The sequence below is a fragment of the Micromonospora sp. NPDC050495 genome (assembly GCF_040655175.1).
Lineage (GTDB): Bacteria > Actinomycetota > Actinomycetes > Mycobacteriales > Micromonosporaceae > Micromonospora.
In genome coordinates, this window is record NZ_JBFAJK010000012.1 from 131,120 (window position 1) to 147,135 (window position 16,016).

Annotated in this window: 8 protein-coding genes and 1 tRNA gene; 2 read left to right on the forward strand and 7 right to left on the reverse strand. The window is 74.3% G+C overall.

Annotation, left to right across the window (positions count from 1 at the left end; genetic code table 11):
- Nucleotides 1-24: 24 nt before the first annotated feature.
- The 5 genes from AB0I11_RS15230 to AB0I11_RS15250 form a co-directional block, all read right to left on the reverse strand.
- Complete coding sequence (locus tag AB0I11_RS15230) at nt 25-2,427, reverse strand: transglutaminaseTgpA domain-containing protein (RefSeq protein ID WP_357319622.1); 2,403 nt, start codon at nt 2,425-2,427, stop codon at nt 25-27.
- 68 nt (nt 2,428-2,495) lie between these two features.
- Nucleotides 2,496-3,854 (reverse strand): DUF58 domain-containing protein, encoded by a 1,359-nt coding sequence (locus AB0I11_RS15235; RefSeq protein ID WP_357319526.1) that lies wholly within the window; start codon nt 3,852-3,854, stop codon nt 2,496-2,498.
- A 7-nt stretch (nt 3,855-3,861) separates the two neighbouring features.
- On the reverse strand, nt 3,862-4,857 hold the full coding sequence (locus AB0I11_RS15240; RefSeq protein ID WP_357319530.1) for a MoxR family ATPase: 996 nt from the start codon (nt 4,855-4,857) through the stop codon (nt 3,862-3,864).
- Nucleotides 4,858-4,897: 40 nt separating this feature from the next.
- On the reverse strand, nt 4,898-7,525 hold the full coding sequence (locus AB0I11_RS15245; protein WP_357319533.1) for a fibronectin type III domain-containing protein: 2,628 nt from the start codon (nt 7,523-7,525) through the stop codon (nt 4,898-4,900).
- 146 nt (nt 7,526-7,671) lie between these two features.
- A complete protein-coding gene (locus AB0I11_RS15250; protein WP_357319536.1) occupies nt 7,672-10,752 on the reverse strand; it encodes a tetratricopeptide repeat protein in 3,081 nt (1,026 codons plus the stop codon).
- Nucleotides 10,753-10,983: 231 nt separating this feature from the next.
- Here AB0I11_RS15250 and AB0I11_RS15255 point away from each other — a divergent pair.
- A tRNA-Leu gene (locus AB0I11_RS15255) sits at nt 10,984-11,070 on the forward strand.
- A gap of 252 nt (nt 11,071-11,322) precedes the next feature.
- Complete coding sequence (locus AB0I11_RS15260) at nt 11,323-12,546, forward strand: site-specific integrase (RefSeq protein ID WP_357319539.1); 1,224 nt, start codon at nt 11,323-11,325, stop codon at nt 12,544-12,546.
- A gap of 236 nt (nt 12,547-12,782) precedes the next feature.
- Here the strand turns inward: AB0I11_RS15260 and AB0I11_RS15265 are convergent, their stop codons facing one another.
- The gene (locus tag AB0I11_RS15265) at nt 12,783-12,974 is read right to left on the reverse strand and encodes a hypothetical protein (RefSeq protein ID WP_357319542.1); all 192 of its coding nucleotides are present in this window, start codon (nt 12,972-12,974) and stop codon (nt 12,783-12,785) included.
- A 116-nt stretch (nt 12,975-13,090) separates the two neighbouring features.
- Nucleotides 13,091-15,937: a hypothetical protein gene (locus tag AB0I11_RS15270; protein ID WP_357319545.1), complete on the reverse strand. Its 2,847-nt coding sequence runs from the start codon at nt 15,935-15,937 to the stop codon at nt 13,091-13,093.
- Between the last annotated feature and the right edge of the window lie 79 nt (nt 15,938-16,016).

The window sequence follows — 16,016 nt, forward strand, 5'->3', positions numbered from 1 at the left end:
CCCGGCGGGGCGACCGGGCCGGGATCAGCGGCGCCAGCGCAGCGGTCCCGGGTGGACCGTCCACAGCAGCCGCCGCCACCACGGCCGGGCGGCGCGCAGGGCCGCCGCGTAGTCGGTGGCGAGCGCCGCCGCCCGGTGCGCCTGCTCGGCGGTGGCCAGGCCCGGGGCGAAGGCCACCTGGTTCAGCAGCCCGGCCAGCTCCCGCACCGCGGGGCCCGACGGTTCCGCGCCGACCTGGCCGTGCCCGCCGGTCCGGCCCGTCACCTGCTCCGCTGCCGGCGACCAGGCGAGCGCCCCCGGCCCGGACACCGCGCGGTCCGCAGTCGGCACGGACGCCGGACCGTCCGCGGTCGGCACGGATGCCGGACTGTCCGCGGCGGCGGCCGGCGGTGGCGTCCGGGCGGCCCGCGCCCCGGCCAGCGTCCGGCGGGCCCGGTCGGCCACCTCGGCGGCGGCCAGGTCCGTGCCGACCGGCTGGCCGGCCAGCCGCAGCGCGTCGGTCAGCTCCCGCCAGGCGCCGGCGATCCGGCCGGCGGGATCACCCCGCTCCAGGCGGGCCCGGGTCAGGTTGCGCCGCAGACCGGCCAGCACCAGCAGCAGGACCCCGACCAGCAGCAGCCCGCCGCCGGTACCCGCGCCGACCAGCACCGGCGTGCCAGGGCCGCGACGGCCGCCGGTGTCCCCGTTCGCGGCGGACGCCGGTGCCGTGGCGGTCGGCTCGGTCGTCGGCGCCGGCACCTCCGACGGCGGCGGGTCGTCCGGCTTCGAGCGGAAGTCCTCCTCCACCGGGCGGGGCTGCTCGTTCGGGCGCGGCATCGGATCGAACGGCACCCAGCCCACGCCGTCGAAGAGCACCTCCGGCCAGGCGGACGCGTCGGCGGCGCGTACCGGACCGTCCCCGCGCGGCCGGAAACCCACCACCACCCGGGTCGGCAGGCCGGCCAGCCGGCCGAGCACCGCGAACGACGCCGCGAACTGCTCCGAGGTGCCGCGCTGCCCGCCGCCGTTGCGCGGGCCGAAGAGGAAGAACGCCAGGTTCGGGTACGCGTGCCCGCTCGGCGCGTCCGCGGTCACCCGGTAGTGCCCGGCCAGGAACTCCTCGATCGCCTGCGCCCGGGCGTACGGGGCGCCGTTCTCCTCGGCGAGCTGGGTGGCCAGCCGGCGCAGCGGCTCGGGCGCCCCGTCGGGCACCCGCAGCACCCGGGCCACCGCGTCACCGGCCGGCACGTTCGCCGTGCCGAGCAGGTTCACGTCGGGGCGCTCCCGCACCGAGGCGACCGTGTAGCGCAGTCCGGGAGCCAGCCCTTCGGGCCGGATCAGTGTCCCGGTCGCCGGGTCGTACGCCACCCGCGCGCCGGTCACCTCCCGCGGCGTGGGCACGGCGGGCAGCAGCCGCCCGGTCAGGTCAGCCACCGTGATCTCCTGCCGGACCGGATCGGTGGTGGCCCCGGGCACCGGCTCGACGGCCGGCAGGATCCGCCCCGCGTTGCGGTACGTCGCCCCGACCCGCCAGGTCACCCCGTCGTAGTCGCTGAGCACGGCCAGCCGGATGCGGGTCCCGCCCGGCTCGGTCCGGCCCGTCTCGGTCCGCACGTCGAGCAGTTGCTGGTCGGGGTTGAGCGCCCAGCCGGAGATCCGGATCAGCGGGTTCTCGTCCAGCGACTCCACCCGCGGCGGCTCGACGTACCGGCGCGGATCCACCGGGTGGTCGCCGACCCGGGCAGCGACCACCGGAGCGAGCAGGGCGGCGACGGCCACCACCACCGCCACCCCGGCGGCGCTCGCCGCGGCGAGCCGCAGCCGCACCGCCGCGCGTACCGCCGGGGCCAGCCCGGCCACCGGGTCGCCGCCGGCGGGCGTGTCGCGGTGCGACGGCACGGCCAGGCCCACCGCCGCGACCGCCGCGAACGCCACCGTCGGGCCGATCGCCGGGTCCGCGTTCGGGCCGACCACGTAGAGCGCGCCCGCGTAGAGCAGCGCGGGCGGCAGGTAGCCGAGCAGGATCCGGCCGGTGCGCAGCGCCACCTCGGCGGCGGTCAGGCCGGCCAGCCAGGCGGCGACCACCGGCAGCAGCACGGTGTCCGGCGCCGGCTCCACCGGGATCATCGCGGTGAGCAGCCGGGGGATGGCGTTGCGGGCGGCGTCGGCCGCGACCTCGGCCAGGCCGCCGGGCAGCGCCGCGTGCGCGGCGGCCAGCCGCAGCGACAGCAGCGCCCAGCCGGCCAGGCCGGCCACCGACAGCGGCGCCACCAGCCAGGACGGCAGCCGGCGGGTGGCCACGCTGACCAGCACCGAACCGGCCGCCGCGCCGGCCATCAGCCGGGTCAGCAGCGGGTCCGCATACACCCGGCCCAGCACCACGCCGGCCAGCGCGGTCATCGTGAGCAGCGCCAGCGGCACCGGCGCCGCCCGCAGCAGCCGCGCCACCGGGCCACCGCCGGCCGGGGTCTCGGGGGTGTCGGGCCGGTCGGTGCCGGTCGGCGCCGGGGCGAGCGTCACCACCGGCGGATCCCGTCCCACTCGGCGGCGAACCCGGCGCCGTCGGCCGCGTCCACCACGACCAGGCCCGCCGCGCCCGGCGGGGTCCGGTCCGGCGCGCCGAACACCCCGACCACCACCGACGGGTACGCCCCGCGCAGCGCGCCCACATGCCCCAGGTCGCCCCGCGCGCCCGGTCCGGTGAGCACCACCAGCGTGTCGCCGAGCCGGTCCCGCCGCAGCCGGCCCATCGCGGCCGGCAGCACGTCCGCCCCGGCCTCGACCAGCTCCACGGCGGCCAACCGGTCCAGCGGGCTCGACGACGCCGCCCCGCCGGGCCCGAGACCGCCCGCCGGCCCGGAGCCCCTCGCCCTTCCGGAGCCGTTGGCCGATCCGGAGCCGCCGGCCGATCCGGGGCGGCCGGTCAGCGCGGAGCGGTCGGCCGACCAGGCCCGGCCGAGGCGCAGCCGCGACCAGACACCACCGGCTGCGCCGGCCGGGTCCGCCGCGTCGCCCGGGTCGGTCGCGCCGTGCGGCTCGGCCCCCGTGGGGGCGACCAGCAGCAGGGTCACCGGCAGGTCCTCCCGGATCGCGGCGGCCACCACCGACGCCGCCGCCTCGCAGGCCGACTCGAACGACTCGGCCACCCCGCCGACCCGGTCCGGGTGCGCGACCGCCCGGTTGTCCAGCGCCACCACGATCCGGGGCAGGCTGGTGTCCACGTTCTCCCGCACCATCAGCTCGCCCACCCGGGCGCTGGTGCGCCAGTGCACCCGGCGCAGCTCGTCGCCGACCACGTACTCCCGCAGCGAGTCGAAGGTGATCGAGCCGTGCGGCACGCTGTCGGTGCGTCCGTCCAGGCTGCGCCCCGCGCCCGTCGGCACCGCGGTCAGCGGGTGGATCCGCGGGTGCACCCAGACCGGCGCGACCTCCCCGTACGGGCGGGCCAACGCGACCAGACCCAGCGGGTCGCGGCGGGTGACCCGCAGCGGGCCGACCGGCACCACGCCCCGGCGCTGCGTCGGCACCTCGTAACGGACCTCGGTGTCCCGGCCCGGCCGCAACCGCAGCAGCGGGACCGGCACCGACCGGCCGGCGCAACGGTCCTCGGCGAGCAGGTTCGCCGCGCGCAACCGGCCGGTGTTCCGCACGGTCAACGTCATGGTGGCCGGCTCGCCCCGGGCCACCCGGTCCGGGTCGGCCACCCGCTCGACCGCCAGCCGGGGCCGCCAGGCGGCCGTCACGACCGCGTAGCCGACCGCCACGGCCGCCGCCACGCCCAGCACGGTCAGCTCCGGGTACGCGAACCGGAAACCGGCCCCCAACAGCACGATCGCGGCGACGAGCAGCCCCACCCCACGGGCGGTGATCCCCACGCCCGGCTCAGCCGTGCACCGGGGCCGGCTGCCCGGACGGCAGCGGCACCGGCACCGACGCGACGGCCTGGCGCAGCACCTCGGCGGCGGTCACCCCGCGCACCTGCGCGTCCGGGGTCAGCAGCAGCCGGTGCGCGAACACCGGCTCGGTCAGCGTCTTCAGGTCCTCCGGCATGATCCAGCCCCGCCCGTCGATCAGCGCGTACGCGCACGCCGCCCGGGTCAGCGCGATCACGCCCCGCGGGCTCACCCCGACCCGCACCTGCGGGTGGTTGCGGGTGGCCGCGGCCAGCCGCACCGCGTACGCGTAGAGCGGCTCGGCGATGTGCACCCGCCGGGCCATCCGCACCATCTCCCCGACCGTGGCGGTGTCGGTGACCTCGTTGAGCGAGTCGGGGGAGCGCACCGTCGCCCCGCGCAGCACCTCCACCTCGACCGCCTCGTCCGGGTACCCGACGGAGAGCTTCACCAGGAAGCGGTCGAGCTGCGCCTCCGGCAGCCGGTACGTGCCGTCCATCTCCACCGGGTTCTGGGTGGCCACCACCAGGAACGGCTGCGGCACCGGGTGCCGGACGCCGTCCACGGTGACGGTGCGCTCCTCCATCACCTCCAGCAGCGCCGACTGGGTCTTCGGCGAGGCCCGGTTGATCTCGTCGGCGATGACGATGTTGGCGAACACCGGACCCGGGTGGAACTCGAAGCCGCGGGTGGCCTGGTTGAAGATGGTCACCCCGGACACGTCCGAGGGGAGCAGGTCCGGGGTGAACTGGATCCGCCGCCACTGGCCCTTCACCGTCGCGGCGATCGCCCGGGCCAGCGTGGTCTTGCCGACCCCGGGCACGTCCTCGAGCAGCACGTGCCCCTGGGCGAAGAGCGCCGTCAACGCCAACCGGACCACCTGCGGTTTGCCCAGCACGACCGCGTTGACGTTCTCGGCCAGCCGGGCGGCCAGGGCGGCGAAGCCCTGCACCTCCGGCTGGGTGAGCGGTTCGTGGGTGTTCACGCGCGTGGTGCTCCTCGATCGCGGTGCTGCGGTCAGCGGGTCAGCAGGTCGGCAGGACGTTGAGGTTGTCGCCGCCCTCCAGGTTCAGCCAGGCCCACGGGATGTAGTTCTTCCCGTCGTAGGCGACCTGCACCCACCAGGTGCTCCGCTTCTGGTCGTTGTAGATCCACGAGTCCACGTCGTCGCCCTGCTTCTTGCAGTACGCCCGCAGCCGGGTGCCCGGCTTCGCCCAGCCGACCTGCTTCGAGTTGAGCTGCTGGGGGACCGAGAAGATCTCGTTGCCGTTGCGGCCGTCCACGTCCTTGTCGCAGTAGGTGCGCTGATCGCCGCTCGGCCCGTTGTTGCAGGTGGCGATCCCGTACACCGGGTCGGTCGACTGGTCGCGGGTGGCGGTGCCCTTGCCGGCCGCGTTCGTCGCGGTGACCGTCACCGTGTACGCGGTGCCCGGCGTCAGGCCGGTCACCCGCAGGCTGGAGCAGCCGCCGCTGACCGTCTTGCCGCCGGTCGCCGCCGAGCAGGTGGCGTTGCCGCCGCCGGCGTCCACCGTGAACGACACCGTCACCGAGGTGGTGTCCGCCGACGAGCCGGTCACCGTCACCCGCGGCGCGGCGACCGTGCGGGCCGTGGCGGTGGCCTCCGGGCCGGGACCGGCCTCGTTGACCGCCTTCACCTTCACCGTGACGTTCTGCCCGTTGCCGAGCCCGCCGACCGTGGTCCGGGTGTCGGTCACCTCGCTGGTCTTCCCACCGACGTCCACCAGATACTTGGTGACCGGACGGCCGTTGTCCACCGCGGGCGCCCACTGCACCGCCACCGTGCCCGGCTGGTCGGCCACCGTGGACGCCTTCAGCTCGGTGGGCGCGGCCGGGGCGGTGAACGGCGCCACCGTGTTGCTCAGCGGCGACGCCTTCGACCCGGCGCCCTTGTCGTTGATCGAGACCACGGTGAACGCGTACTGGTTGCCGTACTCCAGTTGGCCGGCGGCGATGACCAGCTCGGTCTTCGACGACTCGCCGGCCGGCGCGCTCGCCCCCGCCGAGTTGGCCGTCACCGCGTACTTCGCGATGGTGTTGCCCTGGCCGTTCGCCTCCGGCCAGCTCACCAGCACGGTGCCGTCGGGCCGCGCCTGCGCGGTGACCGAGGCCGGCGGATCCGGCACCGCGGCCGTCGGCGTGACCGGGTTGCTCTTCCGGGCCGGCCCGTCGCCCTTGGCGTTGACCGCGTGCACCGCGAACGTGTACGTCTCGCCGTTGGTCAGCCCGGTGATCTCCACCGACCGCTGGTTCGCGCCCACCTCCCGCCGCTGGCCGGCGCCCTCCACCACGTACCGGGTGATCGCCGCGCCGTTGGCGGCCGCCGGCCGCCAGCTCACCCGCGCCGACGCGTTCCCCGCCGCCGCGGTCACCGCGCGCGGCGCGCCCGGCTTGCCCACCCGCGGCTTCTTCGGCGGGGGCGGCGGCGCGGGCACCGGCGGCGGGTCGCCGCCCAGCACGTCGTTGGCGTACTTGTTGACCTCACGGACCCGGTTGCGGTCGTCCACCACCCGGGCGGTCGACGCGTCCGGCGGGTTGATGAACAGGTGGTTCTCCCGCACCTCCAGCTCCACCGGGCCGGGCCGTCCCGTGCCCTTGATGGTCTGCACCAGCCGCCCGTCGGCGTCGAACGAGTAGACCGTGCCGGTGCTCTCGTCGGCGACGTAGAACCGGCCGGCCCAGGCCACCGCCGGGGTCAGCCCGTCGCCCGCGCCGGGCACGCTGAACTGCCGCACGTCGGCGCCGTCGCGCACCACGTGCACCTTCCGCTCGCCGGGCACGGTCACCGGCACGTCCTGGCCACTGGTCCGGATCGGCAGGCTGCCCGGGGCGGACATGGCCAGGTCGGCCCGCTGCGTCCGGCCGCCCCGCACGGTCACCAGCGAGGTGGAGGTGCGGTCCAGCACCGCCACCCCGTCGTCCAGCGTGGACACCACCAGCTCGTGGCTCGGCTCCGCCACGTCGTACGTCTCGACCCGCTTCGGGCTCACGCCGGCCGGCGGCGCCGCACCGGGCGTGGCGGGCAGCTCGGCGGCGGTGACCGCCGAGACGGTGCCCTCGCTCGGCACCGCGATCCAGAGCCGGCCCGCGCCGTCGAACGCCCCGCCGGTGATGCCCGGCGGATAGCGCACCGGCTCGCCCACCGGGGTCAACGCGCGCGGGTCGAGCTGCCGCACGATGCCCTGCACCGCGTCGACCACGAACGCCGAGTCCTCGTGCAACGCCACGCTCACCCCGAAACCCGGCGCGGTCGGCGTGGTCGCGGTGATCTGCAGGGTGGCCAGGTCCAGCGAACTGACCTGCCCGGTGTTCAGGTCGCGCAGGATCAGCAGCCGATCGGTCTGGGCCACCTGCACCTGGTGCCGGCGCGCCCCCGGCACCTCGACCCGGGTGTCGACCCGGGCGGTGACCCCGTTGACCCGGGCCATCTCGCTGCGCGTGGTGCTCCACAACCAGGAGCTGGCGTCGTAGTTGGCCACCGCGTTGTCGGCGGCCCCCAACCCGAGCACGGTCAACCCCATCGCGGCCAGCAACGCGACCACGGTGCCGACGGTGACCAGCCCGCCCCGTAGCCGTCGGGACCGGGGCGGGGCGGCCTGCGCCCCCGTGCTCGTGACGTCCTCGATGGTTGCCACTGGCGGCTGCCTCCCCAGATCGGTGCGGGAGGCGTCACGCGTGGACGACCCTCCCCAGAGCCGGGAGCCATCATAGGGGCCGGCCGGTCATCGGGTAACCCGTACCGTCCCCCTGTGGACACCGAGCGTGTCGCCGGCGCGCGCGGTCAGTTCGTCGGGCCGCCCTCCCGGGCCGTGCAGACCTGACCCGAAGTGGCGTACGTGTCGGTCGAGTAGACGGCCAGCACCGTGAAGCAGTAGTCCAGCTTGGCGCTCAGGCCGTTCACCGTGTACCGGGTCGTCCCCGGATCCACCGTGGCCATCACGCCCAGCTTCTGGCCCGCCCGCCCGCCGGCCACCACGAACGGCACCCCGCCGTCGCTCGGATCCGTCCAGGTCACCGTGATCGTGGTGGTGTCGTCCCGCAGCCGCAGATCACCGGGCGGCGGCCCGCTCACCTTCGGCCCCGGCGCGGACGAAGCCGGCGCGGGTTCCGGCGGCGGCGCCGAACCCCGGTTCAGCACCAGCGCGCCCACCCCCACGGCGACGACCACCACGAGCACCACGGCACCGACCACCACGGCCACCGTCGTCCGGCTGCGGCCGTCGCGCTCCGGCTCCGGCTCCGCCGCCACCGGGTACGCCGGCGGCTGGTGGAACGGCGCCGGCACCGCCGGCCAGGCCCCCTGCTCGGGGTACGCCTGCGGCGCTGGCTGCTCCGTCTCGGGGAACTCGAGCAGCTCGTCGTAGACCGGCAACGGGCGCGGGCCCGAGTCCGCCGGCTCCTCGGGGGTGGGCCCGGCCGGCACCATGCCGGACGGCTCGTCCTCGTCGGCCACCGGCTCCGGACGCGGATCGGCGGGCCGCTCCACCGGCTGCGACGGGGCCACGCTGCTCCACGGCGGCGCCGTCAGCCCCCACGGCGGTACGGGCGACGCGCTGACCGGCGACGCGGCCGGCGGCCCGCTGACCGGATACCCGGTCCCGGGCGGCCCGCTCACCGGGTAGCCCGCTCCCGCTGGCGCGCTCACGGGGTAGCCGGCACCGGGTGGCGCGCTGACGGGGTGACCGGTCCCGGGTGGCGTGCTGACCGGCTGGCTGGCGCCGGGTGGCGCGCTCATCGGGTAGGCGGTCCCGGGTGGCGCGCTGACGGGGTGGCCGGAGCCGGGCGGTGCGCTGACCGGGTAGGCGATCCCGGGTGGCGCGGTGACGGGGTAGCTGGTGCCCGGTGGTGCGCTGACCGGTGGCGTAGTAGCGGCGCGTGGGCCGCTGAGGCCCGTTCCGCTCGCGGTCGGAGGGCTGGCGGGTGGCGCGGTGAAGGGTGCGCCGCTCGTCGGTGGCGTGGCGGCGGGTGGCGTGCTGGTCGGCGGGCTGCTGAATGGTGGCGCGCTGATGGGGGGTTGGCTGGGGGCGGGCATCCCGCCGGTGGGTGCGTTGTGGACCGGTTGCCCGGTGAGGGGTGCGCCGCTGGCGGGTGGTGTGGGGGCGGGCAGCGCGGTTGCTGGAGGGCTGGTGACCGGCGGTGCGCTGATCGGGGGTTGGCTGAGGGCGGGTATCCCGCTGGTGGGTGCGTTGTCGACCGGTCGCGCGGCGTGGGGGGCGCCGCTCGGCGGCCCCGCCGGGCCGGGTGAGGCGGTGACCGGTGGCGCGCTGACGGGTGGGGCGCTGACTGGAGGGTTGACCGGCGATCCGTCGAGCACCGATTGCGGCCCCGTCTCCGCCTTCGAAGCGGCGGCGGCCCGCTCCATCTCCTCCCGCAGCAGCGGCCCGATCTGCTGGACCTGCACCGTCGGCTTCGCCCAGCCCGGAGCGCGGGGCCCGTCGCCGGATGCGGCGTCCTCCCCGTCACCCGTTGCGGGCCGACCCGGCGGTCCGGTCTGCGGCACCGGCGGCGGCGCGGTGGATGGTGCCGAGGTGGCCAGCGCCGGGGCGGGCGGCACCAAGGTCGGCGCAGCGGGTGGCGCCGAGGTGGGCCGGGTGGGCGCCGCCTGGGCAGGTGGCGTCGACGTGGGTGTGGCGGGCGGGGCAGGCGGCGGTCCCGAGACAGGTGCGTCGGCTGGTGCCGGCAGGGCCGGAATCCGCGGTGCCGGCGGCAGGTGGCCCGCTGGCGGCGGAGCGGGTCGGGACGCCGGCACGTGCGGCGGCGCCGACACAGGTCCGGCGGCTGGCGGCACCCGCAGCGGACGGGGCGCGTCCGGTCCGTGCGCTGTCGGGGCGGGCGGAACCGCGATGACCGGTGCGGGCGGCAGCGGTGCCGGCGCGATCTGCGACGTAGCGGCCGACCTGTCGGTCGACACCGGCGGGTAGATCGGCGGGACCGGCGGCACCGGGCGCGGACCGGACATCGGCGGCGGAGTGGTCGGTTGCGCGCCTGCCGGATAGGCGCCGGCCCCGTGTGCGCCGGCCGGGTGCGGGGCGGCGGCCGGCGGCGGCACGACCGGCGGTACCGGCGCGGCGGAGGGCGGCCTGACCACCGACGGCGGCACGGAGACGGGCGCGGGGAAGCGTGGCTCGGCCGCGGGCGGTGGCGGGATGACCGGCGGCGGTGGCAGGGGCGCACCGGAGGACTGCGCCGGTGGTGCCCAGGGCGACGGCTGGGCCGGCCCGGAGACCGGGCGCGGTGGTGGGGCCCACCGCGGGTCCGTGGCCGGCGGTGGAACGGTGCCGGCGGCGCCGGCCGCCGGGGGGACGGGGTGGGCCGGCGGGCCGGCCCCGGGTCGGTGGCCGGGAGCCGGCGGAGTGGGCGGGTGCGGCGTCGGCACGGCCGGCATCGTCACGGTGGGTCCGGAAAGCGCCCCCTGAGCCGGCCCGGCAGCGGCGGCGGCGCCGCCGAGGTACTGGCGGGCCGTGCGTACCGCGGGGTGGTCCGGACCGAGCACGGCGGCGCCGGCGGTGGCCACCCGGGTGTAGTTGCGGCGGGCCTCGTGCCGGTTGCCGAGTTCCTCCGCCACTCCGGCGAGGTCGAAGCTGAGCGCGAGCATCAGCGGGTCGGCCTCGCTGCGCCGCCGCTCGCCGGCGGCGTACGTCTCCTCGAGCACCCGCCGGGCGGCGGCCGGGTCGTCGGCCTCCCGGTGCAGCCGGGCCAGCAGGTGACCGGTGGCCAGCACGTCGGGGTGGTCCTCCCCGTACGCCGGGCGGGCCGCCGCGATGGCGTCGGCGAGCAGGCGGCGGGCGGTGACCAGGTCTCCGGCGGACCGCAGCGCGAGCGCTTGGTGTTGAGTGTTGGTCAGGGGGGAGGGGTGGGACACGGGAGCAATGCTGCCCGGAATGGGTGCCCGGGCGCTACCCGGCTCCGCCTATCCGGGATCGCCCGCTCCGAGCCCTCCTGCCCGAAGCCGCTGAGCTGGGAAAACCTGGTGCTCCGACGGCGATGTGCATGATCCATCTGGGCCGTGTACAGTAATCCCCCGTGCGGCCCACCGGGCCGGCTGAACCGGTGAGTTGATCACCTCGGCCGACCGGGTAGGCTGGACAGGCAAGTCCGGGTGGCGGAATGGCAGACGCGCTAGCTTGAGGTGCTAGTGCCCGTATAGGGCGTGGGGGTTCAAGTCCCCCCTCGGACACCAAACGAAGTACGACCGAATCAGGCCGCTGAGCTGGGCAAATCCAGCTAGGCGGCCTTCGTCGTTTCCGGGTTGATCTTCGCGCCGGGAACATCTCGGGAACATGCGTTCCCGGGGAGCCATCAGGACGGAGCCCGAGCCCGGCATTGCGCCGGGCTGAGGGAGACGGTTACGGTCCCACCGTTGCGCATATAGGCGCGCGACCGGCGGCGGGCCCGGACGACGCCCACGGCCGCCTGTTCACGTGGAGGAACAGTGGCGACAGTCGAGAAGAGGCCGTCCGAGGACGGCAAGAAGATCCGCTGGCGGGTGAAGTGGCGCACCGGCGGCAGCGGGAAGTGGGCCAGCCAGCAGTTCGACTACCAGGTGGACGCGAAGCGCTTCAAGGCGCTCGTCGAGGCCAACAGCCACCGGGTGCCGCCGCCGGAGCAGCTGGTCGAGCACGGCTTCGGCCACCTGGTGCCCGGCGGCGTCACGCCGGCGCCGCAGCCGGCCGAGGAGAAGCTGACCTTCCGGGCGTACGCCGAGGAGTGGCTGGGCCAGCTGGTGAAGCCGCACCCGGAGACGGTGCGCAAATACCGGGAGCGCCTGGAGAAGCACGTCTACCCGCGGATCGGCGACCGGCCGATCGCCGAGATCACCCGGCGGGAGATGCGCGAGTGGCAGCAGGGCCTGCGCGACGCCGGGCTGTCGGCGAAGACGATCGCCAACATCCGGGGCGAGACGGTGGTGCCGATCTTCAAGGCGGCGTGCCGGCCCGGCGAAGACGGCGAGCCCGCCGTGCGGACGTCGAACCCGATGGACGGGCTGCCGCTGCCCGAGGGCCCACGCGCCGAGCGGGACATCCTGGAGAGCCCCGACGAGGCCCGGCTGTTCCTCGAGGCGGCGTACGCGGTCGACCCGGAGGCGGCGGACCTGCTGCTGTGCAAGCTGGCCACCGGGCTGCGCTGGGGTGAGGTGTCCGCGCTGCCGCCCCGGGCCGTCAACGTCGCGCGGGGCACGGTGTCCATCGTGCAGGTCCTGCGGAAGGTGAACCGGCGGTGGGTGGTCGAGCCCAAGCCGAAGACGAAGCAGGGCTACCGGGAGGTGCCGCTGACCGCCGCGGTGATGCGGGTGGTCGCCGAGCGGGTGGCGGCGGCCAGCCGGGAGCCGGGGCGGCAGTTCGTGTTCGTGGCGCCGCGCGGCAACCACTGGCGCTACGAGGACTTCTACACGGACCGGTGGGTGAAGATCCGCGACCTGGCGCGGGAGAAGGGCCTGCCGCGCCGGATGACGATGCACGGGCTGCGGCACTCGCTGCTGACGCTGCTGGCGACCGAAGGCGTCGACCTGGCGGCGCTGCGAACGATGGCCGGGCACGCGAGCGTGACCACGACGATGAACGTGTACGTGCACGCGACCCGGCGGCACCACGAGCCGGTGCGGCAGATCGTCGGGAGCTTCCTCGGCGTCGACGAGCTGGCGGCCGCAGGGCGGTAGGTCGACCCCGCACGGCGCGGCGGGCGGCGAGCCAGCGGGGTTGGGCTCGCCGCCCGCGGTCGGCCCAGTCCTCCTAGTCCCACCACGTGCCTGAACCCGCCCCCCAGCGATCCCGCCGGCGGCCTTCATGTCTACCGTCGTGGCGCTGGTGGCAGCGCGGCTGCCATCACGCTGGCGGTGCTGGGAAGCGCCCGCCCGCCGAGGGTGAGCGGGGCGCTTCGTCCCTCTCGACTCCGTCACAGGCGGTTCTTCACCGTGGTCTTCACCGTGCCGTCGTCTGTTGCGTTGGCCTCGCACGTCAGGCCGACCGACTGCGACACCTGAGGCAGCAGCCCGCTGGTCAGCGTAAAGTTCGCCGTCCCGTTCACGCCGTACCCGGACTCGGTTTCCCAGGTCTCCTGCAGCTCGACCCCGGTGACGGTGACCACGATGCCGCCGGGTCCACCTTGGCCGGAGCGCCGGTCTGCCTCCCGCTCCATCGCGGTGCGCGCTGTCCAGTCTCCTCGCAGCTACTCCATGGCAGCGAGCAGGCCGTGCCCGGTGACTAGAGGTCGTCGGGTGTCATCGATCGAAGCTGCTCACCGATGGGCCGACGGTGTACGCCCGGCAGCACGCCGTCTCGCACGTTCTCGACAAGCTTTCTTTCATGCCCGATCACGTGTGCCAGGGCCGCTGCGAGCCCGGTCGCCACTGGCCGTACCTCCAGCGCTCGCTGAATGGCAGTGGCGTCCTCATCCCGGACTGCCTCGGCGCTGATGTGGCGTAGCGCGGCGGCACCGTCGTGGAGCAGTCGGGCTTCTTCTCCGATACACGGGGTGGTGGCGATCTCGGTGTCGAATTCCTCCCAGCCGTTCGCGGGCTCGAGTGGGAGTCTTGCGTCCGGGTGTTTCCGTACGTGGGCGAGGCCGCGTACGTCGGCGCGCGCACGGACCTCGTCGGCGATAGCGGGCACCAGTTGCTGGAGCGAGATCGCCGTCTCCCGTGCGGTAGGCATCCCTCCCAGTGCGTCCCGCAGTCCCTCTGCAACCGCCGCTCGTTGGTCGTCGCCGGTGTTGGCGAAGCGCACGAGGTACTTGGTGATCGAGGGAAGGTCCGGCGGGCTGGGCTCCCACAGGACTTTCATTGCGAGCGCGGTGAGGCGGTCGCGCCACTTGGGGTAGGAACGGGCCATGCCGTCGTCGATGATGTCGAGTGCGAGCCGCGGGCCGACCGGCGCCACATGGCCGAGGCGGTCGTCGGCGTCCCCGTCGATCGTCTCAACGAGGCCGACCAGGGCCTCGTGCTGATACGGCTGAGGGGTTGAGAAGAGCTGGCCGGCGGCGAACAGCCACGTGTTGCGCCAGAAGGGACTGGCGGCGGAGGCTCGCAGACGTTGGAGTACCCCGTCGAGCGGGCCTGTGGTCAGGTGCATGGCGGCCATGAGTTCTTGCAGGGACCGCACATCGAAGCCGTAGCCGTCCGCGCGGGGCGCGATCAGGACCAGCCGCTTGGTGGACGCGTTGAAGATCTTGTCCAGCAGGGCGGCGTCCTTGCCGGAAGGCTTGAACCCCGCCTCGTCCAGGACCTGCCATGCGATCTGCCGCAGTTCTTCGCGCGTGAGGGTGGCGTAGGAGCGGGCGCCAGCCTCGCTGCGCACCTGCAGCTCGAATCCGACCCGTTCGTGCAGTTGCTGGATCTGCTGGCCGTGGTCCTGCAGCATCCTGTGCAGGCCAGTGGGCTTGTCGCGTTCTCGCTTGAACACCGTGTCGTAGTAGCCCCGGAAGAGGCTGTAGCGGTCCGGGGCAAGCTGTCCGGCGCCGTCGATGATGATGGTCAGGATAAGGACCTGTAGCGGGGTCCGCAGCAGGTGCTGCAGGGCTTCGTCTTCGGCTGCCTTCCGCAAACGCTTGCGTACTCTGCCGATGCGCTCGTCGTCCCAGCGAAGCCGGACCTTCGTCACGAGGTCGCCGTAGCGGACGGCCTCGGCGAGATCGAGGTCGTCCAGGTCGATCCGCTCGAAGTGCGCGGGCGCAATGTTCTCGGTATAGCCCACCGGCCGGGTGGTGAGGACGACCAGCACATCGCATTTGTCGGCTTCGGTATCATTGACGAACTCGGTGACGCGTTCGATCAGCCGCCTACGCACGGCGGGTTCGGTGACTTCGTCGAGTCCGTCCAAGACGAGTAGCCACGGCCACCTCTGCATCCAGGTCTTCAGCGCCCACCGCTTCACGTCGCCCATGTCCGACCGGCGCGAAACCTTGTGCGCGATCCACCACAGCAAGGTCGAGTCGTCGTCGAGCCCGCCTTCCTGTGCGTACTCCGCCAGGTCGATGCGCATCGGCCAGCGGCGGTTCTTCGGCAGCTCGCGCCCGAAGCGCTTTAGAGCGTCCTCGGTGCCTCTGATGACTTCACCGTGGCTCTCACCGAGGTTGTCGGCGCCCTTGAGCATGGCCGCGCGGAACGCTTGGACCAGGAACTTGGAGATCGTCGTCTTGCCGTTGCCAGGCGCACCGGTGATGATCAAGTGCCGGGGGGCCTCCTGGGTCGTGACGCCGGGCTTGAGGACATGTTCGGCACGGTCGAGCACGTACTTCACCACGCTCGTGCGCTGCGTACCGGAGGCAAATGTGATCGGCAAGTCGATGGCCACGTCGTGTACGGGGATCCCTTGGCCGTCACCGCCTCCCGCTTCGTCGAAGTAGATGAGGCCCTCGCCGCCCATGAGTGTGGTCTTCGCGTGCGCCCGCAGTCCGGTTTCGAGATCTTTGAGTGGGATGTTGTCGGTGAACTGTGTCAGGGCGGCGAAGACATCCCCAGCGGTAAGGAACCCCGGGAACGCATCGCGGACACCGGGGTGCACATTGAGCAGGGCTTGGACCTGGTTGCCGTCCCAGAAACGCACTTTTTTGATGCGCGACAACCTCGCCAGCCGGGCCCGCCGCTCAGCCGTGGCCTCCCCGCCGGTATCCCGAGTGTCGTCCCGGAGTCGGTTGAGGTAGTTCGTGATGTTCGCGTGGAGGACATCGTGGCCGCCGACTTCCGGGAACGGCGTGAGCATCACGTTCGTGATGACGAGCAGATAGTCGGGAACGGCTTTGCGATCTCCCTCGGGGTCAGCCCAGGCTTCTAGTTCCTTGCGGACCTGGCCCCACAGCCAGGAGGCGTTCTCCTGGTGATTGCTGGACGGGGTGGCCATGTGCTTGACCTGCAGGACGGTGTATCCGTCCCACACCTCGCCAGGTTGATCATCGACCGGCTTCCAGATGAGCGAACCCCGGTGGTACAGGTCGCGCCCGCCGTCACGGCCTGCGCCCATCACCTGAACCCCCGGGCCGAAGGAGGCGACCGCCAGGGCGGCCGCGAGGTCTTGGAAGCCTGTTGGACCTAGCTGCTCCAGGTTTTCGCTCAACCTCACACCTTTTCGACCGCCGTGCCACGCGCGTCGGGCCGCCAAGGACCCGGAGGACAGACTACGCAAGCGGTCTGGC